This window comes from Aquabacterium sp. (assembly GCF_036279655.1).
GTDB lineage: Bacteria > Pseudomonadota > Gammaproteobacteria > Burkholderiales > Burkholderiaceae_C > Aquabacterium.
The window spans coordinates 17,503-37,575 of sequence record NZ_DASUIT010000072.1 but is presented as its reverse complement, the minus strand read 5'-3'; the positions used below and the strand labels follow the sequence as shown (position 1 = coordinate 37,575).

At 67.8% G+C, this 20,073-nt stretch carries 19 protein-coding genes and 1 riboswitch; of the genes, 4 read left to right on the top strand and 15 right to left on the bottom strand.

The features are described from left to right. On the bottom strand, positions 1–1,125 hold a 1,125-nt coding region (locus VFW84_RS08840; protein WP_329680088.1), incomplete at its 3' end, for a DUF4118 domain-containing protein. Between the two features lie 91 nt (positions 1,126–1,216). Further along, positions 1,217–2,299, bottom strand: coding sequence for a biotin synthase BioB (gene bioB, locus VFW84_RS08835; RefSeq protein WP_329680087.1), 1,083 nt, complete (start codon positions 2,297–2,299; stop codon positions 1,217–1,219). Positions 2,300–2,471: 172 nt separating this feature from the next. Here bioB and VFW84_RS08830 point away from each other — a divergent pair, with 172 nt between their 5' ends. Then, on the top strand, positions 2,472–2,957 hold the full coding sequence (locus VFW84_RS08830) for an AtaL-like protein (RefSeq protein WP_329680086.1): 486 nt from the start codon (positions 2,472–2,474) through the stop codon (positions 2,955–2,957). Here the strand turns inward: VFW84_RS08830 and VFW84_RS08825 are convergent. The 11 genes from VFW84_RS08825 to VFW84_RS08775 all read right to left on the bottom strand — a co-directional run bounded on the left by VFW84_RS08825 (position 2,951) and on the right by VFW84_RS08775 (position 14,725). Beyond that, on the bottom strand, positions 2,951–4,780 hold the full coding sequence (locus VFW84_RS08825) for a sensor histidine kinase (protein WP_329680085.1): 1,830 nt from the start codon (positions 4,778–4,780) through the stop codon (positions 2,951–2,953). The genes VFW84_RS08830 and VFW84_RS08825 overlap by 7 nt on opposite strands. 105 nt (positions 4,781–4,885) lie before the next feature. Next, complete coding sequence (locus VFW84_RS08820) at positions 4,886–6,556, bottom strand: PfkB family carbohydrate kinase (protein WP_329680084.1); 1,671 nt, start codon at positions 6,554–6,556, stop codon at positions 4,886–4,888. Beyond that, positions 6,553–7,386 carry a thiazole synthase gene (locus VFW84_RS08815; protein WP_329680083.1) on the bottom strand — a complete coding sequence of 278 codons (834 nt, stop codon included), beginning with the start codon at positions 7,384–7,386 and terminating at the stop codon, positions 6,553–6,555. The genes VFW84_RS08820 and VFW84_RS08815 overlap by 4 nt, the downstream gene beginning before the upstream one ends. Before the next feature lie 6 nt (positions 7,387–7,392). After that, complete coding sequence (gene thiS, locus VFW84_RS08810; RefSeq protein WP_329680082.1) at positions 7,393–7,617, bottom strand: MoaD/ThiS family protein; 225 nt, start codon at positions 7,615–7,617, stop codon at positions 7,393–7,395. After that, complete coding sequence (locus tag VFW84_RS08805) at positions 7,610–8,713, bottom strand: FAD-dependent oxidoreductase (RefSeq protein ID WP_329680081.1); 1,104 nt, start codon at positions 8,711–8,713, stop codon at positions 7,610–7,612. Before VFW84_RS08805 ends, thiS begins: the two co-directional genes overlap by 8 nt. Further along, positions 8,710–10,644, bottom strand: a complete 1,935-nt coding sequence (gene thiC / locus VFW84_RS08800; protein ID WP_329680080.1) for a phosphomethylpyrimidine synthase ThiC — start codon at positions 10,642–10,644, stop codon at positions 8,710–8,712. The genes VFW84_RS08805 and thiC overlap by 4 nt, the downstream gene beginning before the upstream one ends. 124 nt (positions 10,645–10,768) lie before the next feature. Further along, positions 10,769–10,886: riboswitch (TPP riboswitch) on the bottom strand. A gap of 26 nt (positions 10,887–10,912) precedes the next feature. Next, positions 10,913–11,053: a hypothetical protein gene (locus VFW84_RS08795; protein ID WP_329680079.1), complete on the bottom strand. Its 141-nt coding sequence runs from the start codon at positions 11,051–11,053 to the stop codon at positions 10,913–10,915. Positions 11,054–11,177: 124 nt separating this feature from the next. After that, positions 11,178–11,378, bottom strand: coding sequence for a hypothetical protein (locus tag VFW84_RS08790; protein WP_329680078.1), 201 nt, complete (start codon positions 11,376–11,378; stop codon positions 11,178–11,180). A 13-nt stretch (positions 11,379–11,391) separates the two neighbouring features. Beyond that, positions 11,392–13,263: a ferrous iron transporter B gene (feoB, locus tag VFW84_RS08785; RefSeq protein ID WP_329680077.1), complete on the bottom strand. Its 1,872-nt coding sequence runs from the start codon at positions 13,261–13,263 to the stop codon at positions 11,392–11,394. Positions 13,264–13,284: 21 nt separating this feature from the next. Continuing rightward, positions 13,285–13,548, bottom strand: coding sequence for a FeoA family protein (locus tag VFW84_RS08780; protein WP_329680076.1), 264 nt, complete (start codon positions 13,546–13,548; stop codon positions 13,285–13,287). Positions 13,549–13,663: 115 nt separating this feature from the next. Further along, complete coding sequence (locus tag VFW84_RS08775; RefSeq protein ID WP_329680075.1) at positions 13,664–14,725, bottom strand: fatty acid desaturase; 1,062 nt, start codon at positions 14,723–14,725, stop codon at positions 13,664–13,666. A 194-nt stretch (positions 14,726–14,919) separates the two neighbouring features. Between VFW84_RS08775 and VFW84_RS08770 the strand changes: the two genes are divergently transcribed. After that, positions 14,920–15,981 carry an AraC family transcriptional regulator gene (locus VFW84_RS08770; RefSeq protein ID WP_329680074.1) on the top strand — a complete coding sequence of 354 codons (1,062 nt, stop codon included), beginning with the start codon at positions 14,920–14,922 and terminating at the stop codon, positions 15,979–15,981. Here VFW84_RS08770 and VFW84_RS08765 read toward each other — a convergent pair. Further along, positions 15,873–16,943, bottom strand: a complete 1,071-nt coding sequence (locus tag VFW84_RS08765) for an alpha/beta hydrolase (protein ID WP_329680073.1) — start codon at positions 16,941–16,943, stop codon at positions 15,873–15,875. The genes VFW84_RS08770 and VFW84_RS08765 overlap by 109 nt on opposite strands. A 121-nt stretch (positions 16,944–17,064) precedes the next feature. After that, a complete protein-coding gene (locus VFW84_RS08760; RefSeq protein ID WP_329680072.1) occupies positions 17,065–18,327 on the bottom strand; it encodes a hypothetical protein in 1,263 nt (420 codons plus the stop codon). Between the two features lie 230 nt (positions 18,328–18,557). On the opposite strand from VFW84_RS08760, the gene VFW84_RS08755 reads away from it, so the two are divergent. Further along, positions 18,558–19,220 (top strand): helix-turn-helix transcriptional regulator, encoded by a 663-nt coding sequence (locus tag VFW84_RS08755; protein WP_329680071.1) that lies wholly within the window; start codon positions 18,558–18,560, stop codon positions 19,218–19,220. A gap of 15 nt (positions 19,221–19,235) precedes the next feature. Next, entirely contained in the window at positions 19,236–20,063 is an 828-nt protein-coding gene (locus tag VFW84_RS08750) for a zinc-ribbon domain-containing protein (protein ID WP_329680070.1), read from the top strand. Positions 20,064–20,073: the final 10 nt, after the last annotated feature.

Below are 20,073 nucleotides of genomic sequence, written 5' to 3'. Positions count from 1 at the left end.
GTGTTCGCCTCGGAAGTAGCGCAGCCCGTCCTGGAAGCGCAGCGATTCTGGCAGGGTGGGGTCGAGATCGAGGATGCGTGCGGCGCCATCGGTGCGGCTGCCGGACCGGGTGGCCACATCCAGGCTCCAGCCACCGACCTTGGCCAGCTCGCTCATGCGGTCGAGCAGGGTCTGTTTTTCACGCAAGGTGGCCTCCGTGCGGCGGCGCTCGCTGACATCCAGCGCCAGGCCGATCACGGCATGCCCGGAGGCCGTGGCCAGCCCCCGCCCATGCACTTCCAGATCGATCGGTGAGCCATCCTTGCGCAGGCCGGTGAAGCTGTAGCGCATCTCCAGTTGCGGGTCGTCAAAGCGGGCCTGAAGGTGCTGCTCGACGCGCTGTCGATCGGCCGGCGAGACGAGGGCCTGGATGGGCAGGCGGTGGATGATGTCGTCCGGATTGTCGTAGCCCAGCATGCGGGCAAAGGCCGGGTTCACGTATCGGAAACGGTCACCCTGGACGATGTAGATGCCCGCCAGGGTCTGCTCGACCAGGGCTTCGAACTTGCGGTTGCTGGCGCGGTGCTCCAGTCGGCGGAGCCAATCGATCATCATGCTCATGAGCAGGCCCATGGCCACGAACACGCCGATGGTCACGCTCCAGGAGGGCTTGTCCAGGTGCCAGGACATCCGGGGTGGCACGAACAGGTACCAGCTCAGCCCTGCCGACAGCACCGTGGACACGACGCCCGCGTACCAGCCACCCAGCCAGGCAGCGGCGAACACGGCGGGGTACATCAGCAGCCAGGCATAGGGGTCCAGGTGCTCCCAGAAGGTCCACTGGATGGCGGCGGCCAGCAAGGGGGTGAGCACACCCCACATCAGGCCGGTGACCGTCCAGGGGGCAGGCGCCTCATCCGAGAGCACGATGTCCGCCTCGGCGGGCACATTCTGCAGGGTGACCCACAGCATGATGGCGGTCACGACGATGAAGACCAGGCCCTTGAGCGTGGAGAAACGCGCCAGGGTGTGCGGATCGCTGAACAGCTCCAGCACGCGGTCGGACAGGAGGATCCAGGCGCCAGCGAACACGGCATAGCCCACAGTGGCGCGCAGGCTGAACAGTGTTCTTTTCGTGACCGGCATCGATGTGCTCCACCCCCGGACGCGGAGGCTCACCGGATTATGGCGTTCCGATCACCCGCTTGATCTGGGGAAGCTCCGGGGTTTCAGGGGGTCAGTTGCTGGCGTCCAGCCGAGCGGTCACGGCCTTGCCGCTGCGCAGGCCCAGCTTGTCCATCAACTGGCGGTCACGTTCGACCTCCGGGTTGCCGGTGGTCAGCAGCTTGTCGCCGTAGAAGATGGAGTTGGCGCCTGCCAGGAAGCACAGGGCCTGCACGGCTTCGCTCATCTGCTGGCGGCCGGCCGACAGGCGCACGCGCGCCAGAGGCATGGTGATGCGCGCTACGGCGATCGTGCGCACGAACTCCAGCGGGTCCAGCGGCGGGGTGTCGGCCAGGGGGGTGCCAGGCACACGCACCAGGTCGTTGATGGGCACCGATTCGGGGTAGGTGGCCAGGTTGGCCAGTTGGGCGATCAGGCCGGCACGGCCTTCACGGGTCTCACCCATGCCGACAATGCCGCCGCTGCAGACCTTGATGTTGGCGCTGCGCACATGGCTCAGGGTGTCCAGGCGGTCCTGCAGATCCCGCGTGGTGATGATGTCGCCGTACAGCTCGGGGGCCGTGTCCAGATTGTGGTTGTAGTAGTCCAGGCCGGCTTGCTTGAGGGATTGCGCCTGGCTGTCGGTGAGCATGCCCAGGGTGCAGCAGGCCTCCAGACCTTCGTGCTTGATCACGCCGATCAGCTCGGCCACCTTCTCGATGTCGCGGTCCTTGGGGGCACGCCAGGCGGCGCCCATGCAGAAGCGGCTGGCGCCGGCGTCACGCGCGGCGATCACGGCCTCGCGCACTTCCTCGGGGGACATCAGCTTGCTGGCCTCGACGCCGGTGTCATGCACGCTCGATTGCGGGCAGTAACCGCAGTCCTCGGGGCAGCCGCCGGTCTTGACGGACAGCAGGGTGGCATGCTCGATCTCGTTGGCATCCCAGTGCTGGCGGTGCACCTGCTGGGCTTGCCAGAGCAGGTCGTTGAAAGGCAGGTTGAACAGTGCCAGCACCCGGGCACGGGGCCAGCGGGCGGTGCTGTCGTCATGGTCGGTGCAGTCACCTCCGCAGCCATGGCTGTTGAGCACGGCCTTGCGGGGCACGATCTGGATGGGCTGGGTGTCGGACGAGGGAGAGGTCGAGCACTGGGACATGGTCTGGGGCTGCACCATCGGGTGGCGGGCATTGACTGTTCAAGCAGGCCCCAGTGTAGTCTCACTGAGGGGCTGCAAGGCATGACCTGCAGATCCATCCGTTGACGCAAATGGTCTTGTACGTCAAGGGGCGGCGCCTGCTGCGGGGGCCGGTGTGCAGTAAGCTGACGCCATGCGTTTTGAACACCTGATCGAGATCAATTCACCCCGGGCGGCCGTGCAGATGGCTGTTCCGGCCTTCACGCGGGAGCAGCTGTGGCGAGGTCTGATGATCCGCGTGCGCTTCCCTCAGCGCTTTCCCAATGGCCCCGAGTCCTGCGAGGTCATGCAGACCGGCCCGGAGCTGGTGAGCCGTGTCCTGCATTTCGGGCCCCACGTTTTGCATGATGAAGTGCACATCATTCCCGGTGAGCGTCTGCAGTTCACGCCCCGTCCCCACGGCGAGTCCACACCCATCCGCCTGACGGTGGCCATCGAAGAGCCGCAGGCCGGCCAGATGGTCTTGCGCTTCCTCTATGAGGCGGTGGCCGAACTCAGTCAGGAAGAGGCGCTCTACAGCGGCTACCGCCACAGCGCCTGGCTGCACAACGACCGCGACATGGTGAGCACCCTCAGGCAGTGGCTGGAGCAGGGCGAGCTGGGCACCGTCGGTCACTGAGGCGGGTTGAGGTCGGCTGGCAGGCGCACTGTGAAGCAGGAGCCCTCGCCCTTGCGACTGTGGACACTCACCTGTCCCCCCATGCGCTCGACCAGTTGCCGCACGATGTACAGGCCCAGGCCGGTGCCCTCGATCTCGGGCTGAGGCGCGATGCGCTTGAAGGGCTGGAACAACTGGCCCAGCTCATCGGGGCTCAGGCCCAGGCCCGTGTCGGTGATGTCGATGACCACGTGCGGGCCCTCCAGGCGGCCATCGAGGGTGACCCGTCCGCCCGGGCGGTTGTACTTGCAGGCGTTGGTCAGCAGGTTCATCAAGACCTGCTGCAGTCGCTGGGGATCGGCCTGCGCCATCAGGGCGTCAGTGGGCAGGTGGTCCTCGAGCGTGATGTTCAGCTTTTCCCGGACCGTGTCGATCAGGGGCAGGCAGGCGCGCAGGGACTGGCACACATCCACCGCCTGAATGGACATGGGGATGTCGCCTGACTCCACCTTGCTCAGGTCCAGCACGTCCTCGATCAGGGACAGCAACTGCCGACCGGCGGTCAGGATCAGTTGGGTCTGACGCGTCTGTGTGGGGGGCAGCGCGCGCGAGGTGTCGATCAGCATCAGCTGGGCAAAGCCCAGGATGGCGTTGAGCGGGGTGCGCAACTCGTGGCTCAGGCGAGAGAGGAACTCGCGCTGGGCCCGTGCGACGCGCTCGGCGGCATCGCGCTTCATGGCCATTTCGACCTGGGCGCGCTCCTCGGTCACATCACGCACGACGCCCACCACCCGCACTTGCTGGAGCCGGGGGTTCATGACCAGGCGACCGGTGGCCTCCAGCCAGCGCACCACCTGGTCCGTGCGCCGGAGCCGGTAGCTCATCTTGAAGACCTCACCGCTTTGCAGGGCCCGGTCGACCGCGTCCCGCGCCACTTCCAGATCGTCCTGCAGGACCATCTCATTGAGCTGGGCTCTGGGGATCACGACCGGGGCATCCCCTAGGCCATGCAGGGCCGCAGCCTTGGCGTCCAGGTGCACCTCGGCGGTGGCGGCATCGAGTTCGTACACGCCCAGACCGGCCGATGCCGAGGCCAGCTCCCAGCGTCGGTTGATGGTGCCCAGCATGGCCTGATGCTCGGCCTGCCGGGTGAAGGTGCGACGCGTCCAGGCGATGCTGAGGATCGACACGGTCAGCGCCACGACGACGACGCTGGCGATCAGCAGTTGCTCGGTCACCCGGGCGGCCTGTCCCAGGCTGGCACTGAAATGCCGCTCGGTGGTGGTCAGGGCGGCATTGATCTGCAGGATGGCGTCGATGCGGGCATCGATGCGCTCCTCGGGAGCCCCCCCCTGGATGTCCTGCTGCAACTGTGCGGCCTGCGACTTGAGCTGAGCGATCAGCTGGTCGCCACGCACCCAGTCGGCCAGGGCATCCCGAAAGACCCACTGGTCCCCGAAGCGGCGGAACAGCACGATCATGTTGTCGACATCGTCGGGGTGGTTGCCGCCGGTGATGAGGTGGGCGCGCACGCTCGCCCTGTCGAGGTGGGGGCGGCTCATGCCCTCGCGTGCCAGGCGGTCGCCCTCTGGCAACTGCAGGGCCTGGTGGAAGGCCTGGAGCTTGTCAGGCTCACGGCTTTCAGCGTACTGGAGCAGGTGCTGCACGGCCTCGCTGCGGGACTTGGACCACAGGCTTTCACCCGACACGTAGGCCCGCACGGCCCCCAGCACATTCACCACGTTGACGGCCAGCATGGCCACCAGGACCACCATCACCAGGGAGGGGGCCAGCAAACGGAACTGAAGGCGCCAGGGCGCTTGGCGAGAGGGGGGCCCTTCCATGGTTTGATCTGTCCGCGGCGCCTGCGCTGTGGTGGTTATGAACCCGAGTGTAGCCAAAGCTATCCGAATCGGACACCCCGTTTTTCCTGGAGGCCGTGCGTCAGTTCACAGCACCGGGTGCGGCAGCCCGATCCGGGGGGCGACCAGGCTGAGTCGCCCGGCATGGACGGCCTCGCTCAGGTGCTGAACCGTTCGGGGCAGGGCGTCGGGTGGCGCATCCAGGGCGCGCACCACACACAAGGCGGCGGGCTGGTGGGCCGCAAAACGGCTCAGATCCTCGGGGTTCAGCAGCCCACCGATGGCCAGCACCGGGGCCGGGCTGTGGGTGATCCACCAGCGCAGGTTGTCCTCACCCTGAGGCCGCCAGGGCATGTCCTTGGTCGTGGTGGCCTGCACGGGCCCGCAGGCGATGGCACTGGCGCCGCATCCCGCGGCCCGGGCCAGCTCCCACAGGCTGTGCGAACTCAGGCCCAGCATGATCCGCTCGCGTGCCGCCAGCAGGGTGGCGCGGTCATGCAGGCTCAGGGCGAGCAGGTCTTCCTGCCCGAGGTGCAGTCCCAGGGCGTAGGCCGGGTGCGCCTGGGCCGGCGCACGGATCTCCAGTGCCTCGCGCCAGTGGTCGTTGATGAACAGGTGTGCGCCGGTCTGCGCGGCGGCTTCCAGGCTGCGCTTGAGGTGCTGCTCCAGTGAGTCCGGGGCGGACACGCGGATCTTGTGACGCAACTGGACACAGCGCAGTCCGGCGGCCAGGACCTGTTCGATGCGCTCGCCACTGTCGACGATGCCGTACAGGCCGTTGGCGGGCGGGGAGAAGGGGCGAAACAGCGGGGCCCACGGTGCCGCTGCGTTGCCCTCGGGCTGGCCATGGGTGAGCTGCCAGGGCAGATCGCGCCCCAGGCCCAGGCAGGGCAGGGGCGCACCCCCCTGGCGCACACCGGCCAGGAAACCGGCCTGGGCCTGCACGGGGCCAGCGCCGCGCCCGGCGGCATACCCTTGTTGCAGGGCATGGTGCGTGAGCATGTGGGCCAGCACCAGGGCATCGGCCGGCCCATGGCCCAGGGCCAGCGCTGCCGCTGCGCCCGTGGCGAAGGTGCAGCCGCTGCCATGGTGGTGGCGGGTGGGCACGCGGGGGCCGCACAGCCAGCCCTGGGCCTGCGGGGTGTCGATCCAGTCCAGGCAGTGGGTGCTGGCCACCCGGTTGCCGGCGTCGCCGCCGGTGATCACCACACTGTGGGCCCCCAGTTGTCGCAGCGCGGCCGCGAGTTCGGGGATCTCCTGGTCCGGGCCGTCGTGGCTCGCGTCCTGGCCCAGCAGTCGGCGGGCTTCGGCCCGGTTGGGGGTGATCAGGGTGGCTCGTGGCAGCAGTTCCTGCCGGTAGGCCGCCAGCACGGCATCGTCGCTCAGCGGGCGGCCCCCGGCCGACGCGCCGAGCACCGGGTCGATCACCAGGGCCAGCGCGCGTTCGGGGTGGGCTGCGCGCAGGCGGTCCACCCAGCGCGCCACGGTGCGGATGGCCGCTGCGCTGCCCAGCAAGCCGGTCTTGATGACGCGGGGGGGCAGGTCGTCGGCCAGCGCGCGCAGTTGTGCTTCCAGCCAGGCGGGCTCGGTGGCCTGCATGGCCTGCACGCCCAGGGAATGCTGGGCCGTCAGGGAGGCGACCACCGGACACAGGTGCACGCCCAGGGCATCGGCGGCCCGTTGATCGGCGCTCAGTCCCGCGCCACCGGCGGTGTCCAGTCCAGCAATGCTCCAGATGAGGGGGCGGGGCACCGTCATGAGAGCACGAAGGGCTGGCCGCCCACGGGGGTGGTGGCGATGGCCACATCGCTGGTGGGCATGAGGCCCGCTTCGAAACCCAGGCGCCCGCCTTCGATGGCGTGGCGGAAGGCCCGCGCCATGCGCACGGGATCGCCCGATTGCGAGACGGCCGAGTTCAGCAGCACGGCATCCATGCCCAGCTCCATGGCCTGGGTTGCGTGCGAGGGCGCGCCCAGGCCGGCATCGACGATCAGGGTGATGTCGGGCAGCCGGGCGCGCAGGGTACGCAGCGCCCAGGGGTTGAGCAGGCCCAGCCCGGAGCCGATGGGCGCGGCCCAGGGCATGAGCACCCGGCAGCCCGCGTCGACCAGGCGCAGGCAGCTCACCAGGTCGTCGGTGCAGTAGGGCAGGACCTCGAAGCCATCGGCCACCAGTTGCCGTGCAGCCTCGATCAGTTCGATGGGGTCGGGCTGCAGGGTCTGCTCGTCGCCGATCACCTCCAGCTTGATCCAGTGGGTGCCCAGCAGTTCGCGCGCCATGTGGGCCAGGGGGATGGCCTCGCGGGCACTGCGGCAGCCGGCGGTGTTGGGCAGCAGGTGCGCGCCCCGTTCGCGGGCGGTGCGGCGGATGATGTCGATAAAGCCGTTGTCGCCACCGGCGGGCACGGCCAGGGTGCGCTTGAGGCCCAGGGTGAGGACCTCGCTGCCAGCTGCCTCGATGGCCTCCTGAAGCGTGTGGGGCGAGGGGTATTGCGCGGTGCCCAGCAGGAAGCGGCTGTGCAGGCGCACATCACCGATGTGCCAGGGGCTCGACGGGGTGTTCGGTGGGGTGTGCTGTGCCGTGCTCATGGGGGATCAGCCTCCGGTGATGGCCGTGAAGCACAACAGGGTGTCGCCGTCACGCAGCACGTGCCATGAACGAGCGTGCCTGGACACAAAGCTGCCATTGACGGCGGTGGCCACCGCGCCCAGAGGCGTGGCGTCTGGATCCTGCAGGCGTGCGAGGGCTTGGTCCACGGTGCTGCCGACAGGCAGGACCAGCGGGCCCTGGTCAGTCTGGATGGTGATGGTCTCAGGCATGGATGGTGGAGGGGGGGATCGGTGACAGGCCGGCCTGGGTGAGTGCCTGGTCCAGCAGGGCGGGGCCCAGCAGCCAGCCGTGGCGGTACAGGCCGTTGATGCGGATGAGTCCGGCGTCGTGGTGGATCTGTGGCTGATGGTCGGGCAGGGCGGGGCGCAGGTTCACATCCATCTTGAGGATGCGGGCCTCGGCCAGAGCGGGCAGCACGCTGTGGGCGGCGGCCATGAGTTCGACCGCACTGCGCAGAGACATGGGGGAGCGGTCCTCGCTTTCGATTTCGCTGGCGCCCACCAGCACGACATCGCCTGGGCGTGGCACGATGTAGACGCGATGGCGGGGGTGCAGCAAGCGCACGGGGCGCTGCAGGCCCAGGCCGGGGGCATGCAGCCAGATGAGCTCGCCACGCACGCCGCGCACCGGGCAGTCGGGCTTGGCGCCGACCCCGCGCAGGTCCAGCACCAGATCGAACTGGGCGGACACGCTGGCCCCATAGCCGGCGACCTCCAGCTGGCCCGGGTCGACACGCAGCACCGGCTGGGCCCAGTGCCATTGCACATCGAGGGCATCGTCATACAGACACTGCATGGTGCGCACCGTGTCGATGTGCCCTTCGCCCGGCAGCAGCCAGGCGTGCAGCGTGCCGGCGCTGCTGTGCAGGCTGCCTTCCAGTGCGCGCAACTGTTCGGCGTCGAGGGCCTGTGGGCGTGTTTCGGCCGTGTCGTCCTCGTGGCTCAGGCGGGCCAGCACACGTTGGGCAGCGCCGAGGTCCGGGCGGTGGGCCACCAGCAGGCTGCCACGCTGCGCAAAATGCGGTGCACGCGCATGGCGCTGCGACAGGTCATGGGTGATGTCGGCCCAGCGGGCCATCGACTGCCATCCCAACGCCGAGAGGCTGGCGTCGGCACTCTCGCGTTCGGCCAGCGGGCTGAGCATGCCGGCGGCGGAGAAGCCGGCCGCGCCATGACCGTCGTGGGCGGGCAAGGGGCCGGGGGCGGGGTCGAACACGCTGACCCGGTGTCCTTGTCGCGACAAGGTCCAGGCGGCCAGCCGGCCCATCAGGCCGGCACCGGCGATGCCGATGTTCAAGGAGCTCATGTGCGGGTGTCGTCCTGATGGATGGGGATATAGAGCTGCCCTCCCACCCCCTTGAATTGAGCCGACATGTCGGCCATGCCTTGTTGTACGGCTTCGTCCTCACTGACGCCTTGTTGTCGGGCAAATTCGCGCACTTCCTGCGTGATCTTCATGGAGCAGAACTTGGGGCCGCACATCGAGCAGAAGTGCGCCACCTTGGCGGCGTCCTTGGGCAGGGTTTCGTCATGGAAGTCGCGCGCCGTCTCGGGGTCCAGGCCGAGGTTGAACTGGTCCTGCCAGCGGAAGTCGAAGCGCGCCTGTGACAAGGCGTCGTCACGCGCGCGGGCACCCGGGTGGCCCTTGGCCACATCGGCTGCATGGGCCGCGATCTTGTAGGCGATCAGGCCCTGCTTGACGTCGTCGCGGTTGGGCAGGCCCAGGTGCTCCTTGGGGGTCACGTAGCACAGCATGGCGGTGCCCATCCAGCCGATCATGGCCGCGCCGATGGCGCTGGCGATGTGGTCATAGCCCGGTGCGATGTCGATGGTCAGGGGGCCCAGGGTGTAGAAGGGCGCCTCATGACAGTGTTTGAGCTGCTCGTCCATATTGGCCTGGATCAGGTGCATGGGCACGTGACCGGGGCCTTCGATCATGGTCTGCACATCGTGCTTCCAGGCGATCTGGGTGAGCTCACCCAGGGTCTGAAGTTCGGCGAACTGGGCCTCGTCGTTGGCGTCGGACAGCGAGCCCGGACGCAGGCCATCGCCCAGCGAGAAGCTCACGTCATAGGCCTTCATGATCTCGCAGATCTCTTCAAAGCGCGTGTAGAGGAAGTTCTCCTGGTGATGCGCGATGCACCATTTGGCCAGGATGGAGCCGCCCCGCGAGACGATGCCCGTGCGGCGCTTGGCCGTCAGGTGGATGAAGGGCAGACGCACGCCAGCGTGGATGGTGAAGTAGTCCACGCCTTGTTCGGCCTGCTCGATCAGGGTGTCGCGGTAGATCTCCCACGTCAGGTCTTCGGCCACGCCGCCGACTTTTTCGAGCGCCTGATAGATGGGCACGGTGCCAATGGGCACGGGGCTGTTGCGCACGATCCAGTCGCGTGTGGTGTGGATGTGCTTGCCGGTGGACAGGTCCATCACGTTGTCGGCCCCCCAGCGGATCGCCCACACCAGCTTTTCAACCTCTTCTTCGATCGAGGACGTCACGGCCGAGTTGCCGATGTTGGCGTTGATCTTGACCAGGAAGTTGCGGCCGATGGCCATCGGCTCCAGCTCGGTGTGGTTGATGTTGGCCGGGATGATGGCGCGGCCGCGGGCCACTTCCTGGCGTACGAACTCGGGGGTGATGTAGCGCGGGATCTGGGCGCCCATAGGGTTGCCGCGCAAGCGGGTTTCGCGCTCGGCATCCTGGCTGTAGGCGGCACGCCAGTCGGGAGCGCCATCGGCCAGGTCCTTGCGGCGCTGGTTCTCGCGCAGGGCCACGAACTCCATCTCGGGCGTGATGATGCCCTTGCGGGCATAGTGCATCTGCGTGACGTTCTGGCCGGCACGGGCGCGACGGGGGGTGCGCTGCAGGCCGCTGGCGGCGGCGCGCAGGGCGGCCATGCGCTCGTCATGGCGCTCGTCGGGCAGGAGGCCATCGTCCACGGCCCGCAGGGTGCGGCCCGGGTAGGTTTCGGTGTCGCCGCGCGCCAGGATGGCGGCTTCGCGCACCGGTGGCAGGCCCTGGGTCACGTCGATGGTGACGTTGGGGTCGGTGTAGGGGCCCGAGCAGTCGTACAGCGTGACGCTCTCGCCATTGCTCAGCGTGACCTCGCGCATGGGCACGCGCACGCCGGCGTGTTCGCCTTCGACATAGACCTTGCGGGAGGCAGGCAGGGGCTCGCGGGTCAGGCGCGTGAGTTCGCTCAGCGTGTGCAGGGCAACGGCGGGGTCGGGGGCGTTCATCGGCGGCTCCTTGGCAGCTACAAGTGGGGTTCACTGTGCTCCGAGGGGTGCCTGCGCCGATCAGGTCGGTGCGCCGCCCGGTGGACGGGCGGGCCAAGTCCCAGGGCGCCCAAGGCGCATGGGTCCCGGCAGGGACAGCTCTTCTTTCGCCGGTATGAGCCGGATCAAGTTCAGCGGGTTCGGATCTTCCATCTCAGCGCCAGCACACGACCTGCGTGTGGGGCACACCCCGGAGCAAGTCCGCAGTGTACGTCAAGCGCGGCGGGGGTCAATCCATCAGGGCGTGTGCCTGCTCCATCACCCAGGTCATGGCCGTGTCGGTCCAGGAGGACTCGGGCGAAGGTTGGGTGGAGGGGCCCATCAGGGCCAGGAAGGCGGCCAGAGGCGCAATGGCAAACAAGGGACGCATGGATGAAGACCTGTTTTTCGACGACTGCTGTTGTGTCTTCAGTGTAGGGCCGTCCACGGTCACTCAGCATCCCCGAAAAAGGGGGACGCCCCCCGGTTCTCAGGGGGGCGTCCCGGGGCCGGTCTCAGGGCCGCCGCGAGGGACAGCCCGAGCAACTGCCACAGGCCTGGCCGCCCGCTGACGGGTTGGCCGCCGTGTCATGGCAGGATGAGGCCGCGGCCCGTGTGCGGCCCGGCCACCAGCGGCGCAGCAGGTGGCCCAGGGCCAGCACACCCAGCAGGGCGGCGCCGATGTCTTGCCAGGGCAGGGTATTGAGCGTCGTCATGGGTCAGCTCCGATCAGGCCCAGTGCAGGGCCAGGCGGTAGACCAGCCAGGAGGCCCCGTAGGCCAGGGCGAACAAGTAGGCCGTCATGGCCAGGGGCACGCGCCAGCCATTGGTCTCGCGGCGCACCACGATCAGGGTGGACAGACACTGCGGTGCGAACACATACCAGGTCATCAGGGACCAGGCTGTGGCGGCCGGCCAGGCGTGGGCCACCAGCGAGGTCAGGGCGCTGGAGAGCTCGTCCCCGGTCTGGGCCATGGCGTAGACCGTGCCCAGGGCGCTGACGGCCACTTCGCGTGCCGCCATGCCAGGCACCAGGGCGATGCAGATCTGCCAGTTGAAGCCGATGGGCGCAAAGACGACTTCGAGCGCGCGCCCCAGTTGTCCGGCCAGGCTGTAGTGGATGGCCGGTTCGGTGGCGCCCACGGGGGCAGCCGGGTAGTTCGACAGGAACCACAGGATGATCATCAGGCTCAGGATGATGGTGCCCACACGTTGCACGAAGATGCGCGCGCGCTCCCACAGGCCCAGCGCCAGGTTGCGCAGGTGCGGCCAGTGGTAATCGGGCAGGGCCATCAGCAAAGGCTGAGGCCCCGATTGCCGCATCACTCGCTTGAGGATCAGGGCCACCAGCATGGCCGACACGATGCCCGCCATGTACAGGCCGAAGAGCACCAGGCCTTGCAGATTGAAGAGGCCGCCCACCGTGCGCTCGGGCACGAAGGCCGAGATCAGCAGGGCGTAGACCGGCAGGCGCGCCGAGCAGGTCATCAGGGGGGCGATCAGGATGGTCACCAGGCGATCGCGTGGTTCGGCGATGGTGCGCGTGGCCATGATGCCGGGGATGGCGCAGGCAAAGCTGGACAGCAGGGGGATGAAGGCCCGGCCGGACAGGCCGATGCCGCCCATCGCGCGGTCCAGCAGGAAGGCCGCGCGGGGCAGGTAACCCGAGTCTTCCAGCGCCAGGATGAAGGCGAACAGGATCAGGATCTGCGGCAGGAAGACCAGCACGCCACCTGCGCCACCGATGACGCCTTCGACCAGCAGGCTGCGCAGCATGCCCGGCCCCATGTGCCCCGTGAGCCATTCGCCCAGGGCCCCCATGCTGGCATCGATCCAGTCCATGGGCGCGCTGGCCCAGCTGAACACGGCCTGGAAGACCAGGAACATCAGGGCCGCCAGGATGAGGGGCCCCATGAGCGGATGCAGGGTGAAGCGGTCGATCTGCTGCGTCAGACGGTGGGCCGGCGTGGCGTCGCGGTTGTGCACGCACTGGTTCAGCAAGCTCAGCACGCGCTGATGGGTCTGCTCGACCGACAGGGCTTCGATGGGGGCCAGGCTGAGGGTGCCCTGCGGGTCCGGCAGGGCGGGCCAGTCGCTGCGATCGAGCGCGGCCAGCAAGGCATCGGTGCCGCCAGCGCGCACGGCCACCGAACTGACCACGGGGATGCCCAGCTCGTGCTGCAGGCGCGCCACATCGATGCGCAGGCCCCGCTCTTCGGCCTGATCCATCAGGTTGAGCACCAGCATCATGGGCAAGCCCAGGGTCTGCAGCTCCAGCACCATGCGCAGGTGCAATCGGAGGTTGGAGGCATCGGCCACGCAGACCAGGGCGCGTGGCCGGCCTTCGCCCTCGCGGGCGCCCAGCAGCACATCCCGGGTGACGGCTTCGTCGGGGGTGGTGGCCAGCAGGCTGTAGGCCCCGGGCAGGTCCAGCAGGCGCCAGACCCGTCCGGCGGGGCTGGTGAACTGCCCCTCCTTGCGCTCGACCGTCACCCCGGCGTAGTTGCCCACCTTCTGGCGCGCGCCGGTCAGGCGGTTGAACAGGGCGGTCTTGCCGCAGTTGGGGTTGCCCACCAGGGCAATGAGGGTGGGGTCGCTCATGGGGGCGCGGCTGACTGGGGCTCAGGCGTGAACGACTTCGATCAGGGAAGACTCCAACCAGCGCATGGCGAAGGTGCTGCCGCCCACGCGAACCGCCAGCGGGCCTCGACCGGCCAGGCCACGACGCAGCACCTGGATGCGCTCGCCCGGCACGAAACCGAGTTCCAGCAGTCGGCGTTGCAGGGCCGCGCCATGCGTGTCATGGTGGTGAACCGCCTTGATGACCCCTTCGGTGTGAACGGGCCAGTGGTCCAGCGTGGTCAAGCGGTGGGGGGTGCGAGTCATGGATGCAGTGTAATCTGAATGAGAATGGTTCGTAAATAGACGAACCTTGATTCAGATCAGATCCACGGCATCGCCCCCCTTGAGTCCGGGGGCGCCCCCGGAGACCGTCGAGGCCTCAGTGAGGGGCCACTTTCAGTTGGTGCAGGCGGTTTGCCCGCTGGAAGGTGCCCAGATCATTGAAGCGCACCCCCATCTTGCGCATGATGTCGTGGGCCTCGGGGGCGATCATCTGGCGCAGGTAGAAAGGCTGGCCGACCACGAAGTGGTGGATGGCGTGGGTCGAGCCGAAGTTGAAGCAGAACAGGTGCATCGGCCAGAAGATCGGGTGGGTGAAGACCTGCGTCTGGTGCATGACATTGCCCGGGTCGATGTCACCGTAGTAGTGCATGTTCGAGCTGATGAAATGCAGGCAGAAGCTGCGGATCGCGTTGGGGATCAGCAGGCACACGGCCAGCGGGTTCAGCACGCTCATGGCTGTTTCGACCGTGCCACTCCAGACCATGGGCTGGCCCATCAGGCGGCTGCCCAGATCGACGAGGTGGTAGGCCAGAAAAGCATGCCAGGCGGTCCAGTAGACGGTGCCGATGGGCCAGTACGAGCCGCTGTGGCTGCGCATGGCCTGGATCCAGGCCTGGCGTGAGGTGGGCTTGTCCACTTCCTTGACGTAGCTGCTCAGCATGTTCCGGATGGTCTTGGGGCGCAGCACGATGGCCAGTCGACCATCGGCCAGCATCAGCAGGCGCCGCAGGCCCCAGCGCTCACCATTGGTGATGCCACGCTCTTCGAGGTCGGAAGCAGAGCCCGAGCGCTTGTGGTGATGGAAGTGCAGGTCGCGACGCTGCCAGGGGCTCACGGTGGAGGGGCGCGCCAGCCAGCCCAGCAGGAACAGCAGGTTCTGCATGCGCGGCTTGCCCTTGAAGTACATCTGATGGATCAGATCGTGCTCGATCTCATGGGTGAGTGAGGCGAACAGGGCGGCGATCACGATGGTGGCCCAGGCCGGCAGCATGCCTTGCAGGTAGAGCACGGCGGTGACAATCATGCCGGCCACCGATCCGAGCTGGATGCCCAGACCGATCAGATCCTGGTGCGCCAGCCAGGGGTGGCGGGCGCGGGCGCGCTCACCGGCCGCCGTGATCTGGGCACGGATGAGCTGGGTGCGCTGCGCGTCGGTCATGACGGCAGGCTCCTGGGCGGGGGCGGCAGACGCTGGGGCGGCGTGGCGCTGGAGCGGTGTTTGAAGCGGCAGGCTCATGGTGACAAGATGTGTGGAATCCCGGTGGTGATGGGCATAATGCTCGGCGCTTCGGGTGGCGGATGTCTTGTCCGAATGCGACATTTTGTTGATCACACTTGGTACGGGTCGATCTGATGCCACCCCTGCGACGTCCTGCCTTTCACACGCCCCGCGCCACCTCGCTGTCCAGCTGGGTGGCCGCGCTCAAGCGTGCGGTGGACGCGCAAGGCCACGATGGCCTGGCCCTGATGTCGCAGGCGGGCATGGATGTGGCCCTGCTGGCCGACCCCCTGGCACGTTATCCCTCACACCAGAGCCTGGCCTTCTGGAAGCGGGCCCTGGAGGCCACCGGGAATCCCCTGCTGGGGCTGGACGTGGCGCGGCAGATCGCCCCGGGCACCTTCCATGCCTTGGGGTATGCCCTGATGGCTTCCGGCAATCTGCAGGAAATGTTCGAGCGCCTGGCGCGCTATTTCACGGTGGTCACCGATGCGGGCGAGTTGCGCTTCACCCGCGAGCAGGGCGGGGGGCGCCTGACCCTGACGGCCGATGTGCGCCTGCTCACGCCGGACGTGGCCCCGGCCGTGTGGTGTGTGCTCGATGCCTTCATGCTGGCCCTGGTGGGGGGCTGCAGGCTCATGCATGGTTCCGGCCTGCGTTTTCTGGAGCTGCGCTTGCAGCGTCCGGTGCCGCAGCGGCGTGCTGAGCTGGAAGCGGCCTTCGGGCTGGCGCCTGTGTATGGCTGCGAGGACAACGCCCTGCTGGTCGACGAGGCCACCTTGCTGCGGCCGCTGGTGCATGGCAATGCCGAGCTGGCCCGCTGGAACGAAGAGGCGGCAGGCCGTTATCTGGCACGCCTGGGCGGGGACGACATCCTGTCGCGCCTGCGGCGCCTGCTGCAGGAGCGCCTGCCGGGGGGGGATCCCACACAGGAAGAACTGGCCGCTTGCCTGGCCCTGACACCACGCACCTTGCAGCGCAAGCTGGCCGACGCGGGCACGAGCTACCGCGAATTGCTCAATGACACGCGCCACATGCTGGCGCTGGAGTACCTGCGCGGCGGACGGGACTCCATCAGCGAGATCGCCTATTTGCTGGGGTTTGCCGAAGTCAGCGCCTTCACACGGGCCTTCAAGCGCTGGACCGGGGTGGCCCCCTCGGCCTGGCGCGACGATGCCGATTCAGACCCTGCCTGAGCCGCCTGGGCGGGCGGCTTGCTGCGTGGCCTGGCCAGCAAGGGCGCGACGCTGGCATCGAGGCTGCCTATGAAGCGCTCCACCGCATCGGTGTAGGCACCGGCCTCGCCCAGGCGGGCATTGATGTCGCCGTGGCTGAGGTCCTGCGGCAGCACCTGGGCGCGCACGCCCATGCCTTGCGCCTTGCGGCGATAGGCCTCGGCCTGGAGGCAGGCACTCTGGCGTCGACTGGAGCACACCGCCAGCAGGGGCGCAGCGCCCTTGGCCATCTGGTGCAGGGGCGACACGGCCTGCCAGAACCCGGGGTCGCGCCCGAAGGCGCGGTCATACAGGCGCAGATGCGGGCCGTCCATGGTGGCCGTCACGTCCAGGCAGGCGCTGTCCAGTGACACGGTGCCCAGCCAGGGCGTGGCGCCCAGGCCGGTGGCCAGGACGGGCGAGGCATTGATCAGGGCCACCAGATGCGCGCCGGCCGAATGTCCCATGAGGATGAACTTGTGCCGGCTGGCACCCCAGGAGGCCGCCTTGGCCTGGGCCGTGCTGAGCGCCTGGGCCACATCCCAGGCCTGCTCCAGCGGATCGGCATCGGGCAGCAGGCGGTAGTTGGTGGAGATGAGCACAAAGCCTTTGGGCACCCAGCGCGCCACCTTGTTGAGCACCACCGCGCTCATGGCCTTGTCGCCGGTGCGCCAGGCGCCGCCGTGCACCATGAAGATCACGGGGGCATCCCGCAGCGTCTGCTCGCCTTGCGGGAGGTAGACGTCAAAGCGCTGGTGCGCGTGGCCACCGTAGTGCACGTCCTGAAGCACCTGGACCTGTCGTGGCAGGCGTGTCAGCGGGGCCGAGGTTTCTCCGGCCAGGGCCAGATCGGCCATGGCCGCATGGGCGGCAGGGCTGCCTGCGCTCAGGCAGGCTAGCAGGACCAGCACACAAGCGAGGGCAGCGGCGGGCAATCGTCGCATCGGCGAACTCCAGTCAATCGAGGGCGCGGGTGGGTGAGGCCAAGGGGCCATCGCCCTGTCACGATGGAGGGCGATGGCGCAGCGTCGTCACCGGGCGGGCCCAGTTTACGCCGACGAGGGGTCAGTGAAATCCGACCAGCATCTGGACGCCGCCGGCCAGCAGGCCCGTGAGGGCCCCCAGGACCAGGAAGATCCATTCGTCTTCCTGGAAGGCCGGGCGCAGCAGGGCCTGAAAATCCGTGGGCGCCAGGGCCTTCATGCGTCGGGCCAGGATGGACTCCAGGACGCGTCCGCGCTCGTCATTGAAGGCACGCTCGGACAGGGGCGGGATCAGCCACTGCGCGATCTTGGGCACCATGGCCCTTTGCAACTGTGCGTAGCCAAATGGCCCCATGGCGATTCGAATCACCATCGACTCCACCAGCGGGCCGATCGATTGGCGGATCAGCGCCTGAGCGCGCTCTGCCTGGCCCCCGGAGAAGATCTCCCGGGTGATGTTGCCCACGGTGATCACCTCGGTCGTCACCAGGTGGGCATAGCGGTCCACGACCAGTGCCTGCCGCTTGAGGAACAGCCCCTGCAGGACCCAGGGGCCGATCTTCACCGGGTTGAGGGGCCGAAAGATCAGATTCAAGGCGATCCAGTTGGTGAGCAGTCCCAGCGCCGCAGCGTACAGCGGCAGGCCATGGCGCCATGGGACGAAGTACCACAGCACCATCTGGATGAGGCCGAAGAACAGGCCGATCCAGAAGCTGATGCGGATGACAAAGCGGATCTCGGTCTGGCCGACGTCCTTGAACATGCGCACGAGCAGGGCCTTGTCCTGCGTGAGCAGTTTGACGATGAGGGCATCGATGTCGACCAGCTCGTCGATGTGCTGATGCAGCCGCATGAGCAGGGCGTCCATGACCGACGGAATCTGCTGCCGCACATGCGCGTAGACCCGGCGCTTGATCATTATGGGCAGGTTGGACCAGAGCACGGGGCTCTGCTCGTTCATGAGGTCGTCGGTGAAATCCTCCGCGCGTGCCGAGATCGCATGGGCCGCATGGATCGCGATCTGCCGAGGGCCCATCTCTGTGAAGAACTCGTTGACGGACCCCAGCTTGCCCAGTGAGTTGTCGACGACGACGGTGGCCATCTTGCGCGCCTTGCGCGGGACGATGCCCTGCCAGCCCCACCAGGGAGCCTTGCCCATGAATTCAAGCGGCCAGAACAGGAGCTGCATGGCCATCCACACATGGACCCAGGTCACCACCGCGGCGACCAGGGGAATGGAGAGCAGGGCCCAGACATCATCGCGGGCGGTCAATTCGATCCAGAACGATGCGATGCCCATGATGCGTGTGCGCGAGACGCCGGTGACGGCAAGAGAAACAGCCATCCGATCCTAACGACGCCAGTGGCTATTAAACATGGCGCAGATCAAGTACGCGGACCGAAATCATCGGTGAAATGCAGGGGTGCGGGCAGCGCGCACACGCGCCCCTCTTGTCCTTCCAAAAGGACAAAGCGGTGGTGTGTGGACATGAATGTCCTCTCTGGAGGTCATCGGGTCTTTCCAAGGACCGGATGCCCTCGATATCGTGACCCCCATTCAACGAGCGCGACGTCATGGACACCAGTACGCCGGACACCCCTTTGCCACCTCCCACCGCCGCTCAGGCCGAGCTGCTGTGGGAGCGCACCCGAAAAGCCTTGCGAGGCAATCTGGTGCGGGTGCTGTCGGTGTCTCGCGAGGGGGGTGAGGGCGCCACCCGCATGACGCAGACCGAACTCACCTCATTGACCGGCATCGCGCGCTCGACGCTGGCCAAGTTCCTCTCCAGCGAAGACGAATCGGTGATCAACCCTGACTTGCAGACCCTGTGCCGCCTGGCCGAGGCCCTGAACATCCCGCCAGCGCTGTTGCTGATGAGCACCCACGACTGGTCCAGATTGCTCAGTGCGATCAGCGGCTTGCTGGCGCAGCGTGAGCACAAGGACGTCATGGGCCTGGACCATGTGGCGCACAGCCCGCCGCGCGAGAACGTCGTGCGCGCCGTGCAACTGGCGCGGCACCACGGGCTGTTGCTGGCCACGGCGTCGACGCCTGCAGAGACCGCTGCCTGGCCGGAGCTGGCCCCCCGGTGGCGGCGCGACATCGACGACCTGCGGCAACGACAGCTCCAGGGCATCAAGGCGGCATCGGCCTTGCCGGAGTGGCGCGCCATTCCCGCCAATGTGGAAGCGCTCTTTGTCCTGTGCACGCTGCTCGGCGCGGCCACCAACCTTTGACACCGGAGAACGCGCATGGCCTTCGTCGACACACCGCGTGATGAACACGACCGCGCGCTGATGGTGCTGCTGGCCCAGGCCGAGCAGGAGGACCTGAGCCTGCTGGTGGACTATCTGACCGCCCATGGCCAGCAGCGCGCATCGCATTCAGACGCGCGCAGCGTGCTCCTGCAAGCCCAGGCGGCCCATGCGTATTCCCTCCAGGTGCTGGACACGATGCTTGCCGAACTCAAGCGCTTCGGCGACAACAACATCCTCAAGCTGTTCCGCCGGGGTGAGGGGCCCGCCTACATCGACATCGTGCGCGACGTGGCCAGGCACTTCAAGGTCGCCTTCAGCGAGGCCGATGGCGTCGATCTGCTGGAGGCGCGCATCCTCGACCAGCTCATGGGGCAGGCCTGGGACAAGATGACGGACGCCGAGCGGGCCGAGTTCAACATCGGGCTGGGCCACGTGGACAGCGCGGGTTCGGCGGCCCTGGCAGGGGCCAGGGTGGCCTTGCAGGTGGGGGGCTTTGCCGCGTACCGCCTGGCCCTCTTCGCGGCCAACTCGCTGGCCCGCAGCCTCACGGGCCGAGGCCTGACGGCCACCACCCATGCAGCCCTGCACCGCACCGTGCGCGCCCTGTCCGGGCCCGTCGCCTGGGCCGTGAGCGCAGCCTGGACGGCTTTTGATCTGGCCAGCCCGGCCTATCGGGTGACCGTGCCCTGTGTGGTCCAGATCGCCTACATGCGGCAGAAACAGTCGCTCCACATTTGCCCGGCATGCGAATCCCCCAATGAGAAGACCGCGCGGTTCTGCAGCCAGTGCGGCGCGGCCCTCTCTCACCCCGTGGCGCCATGATGCGGCAACT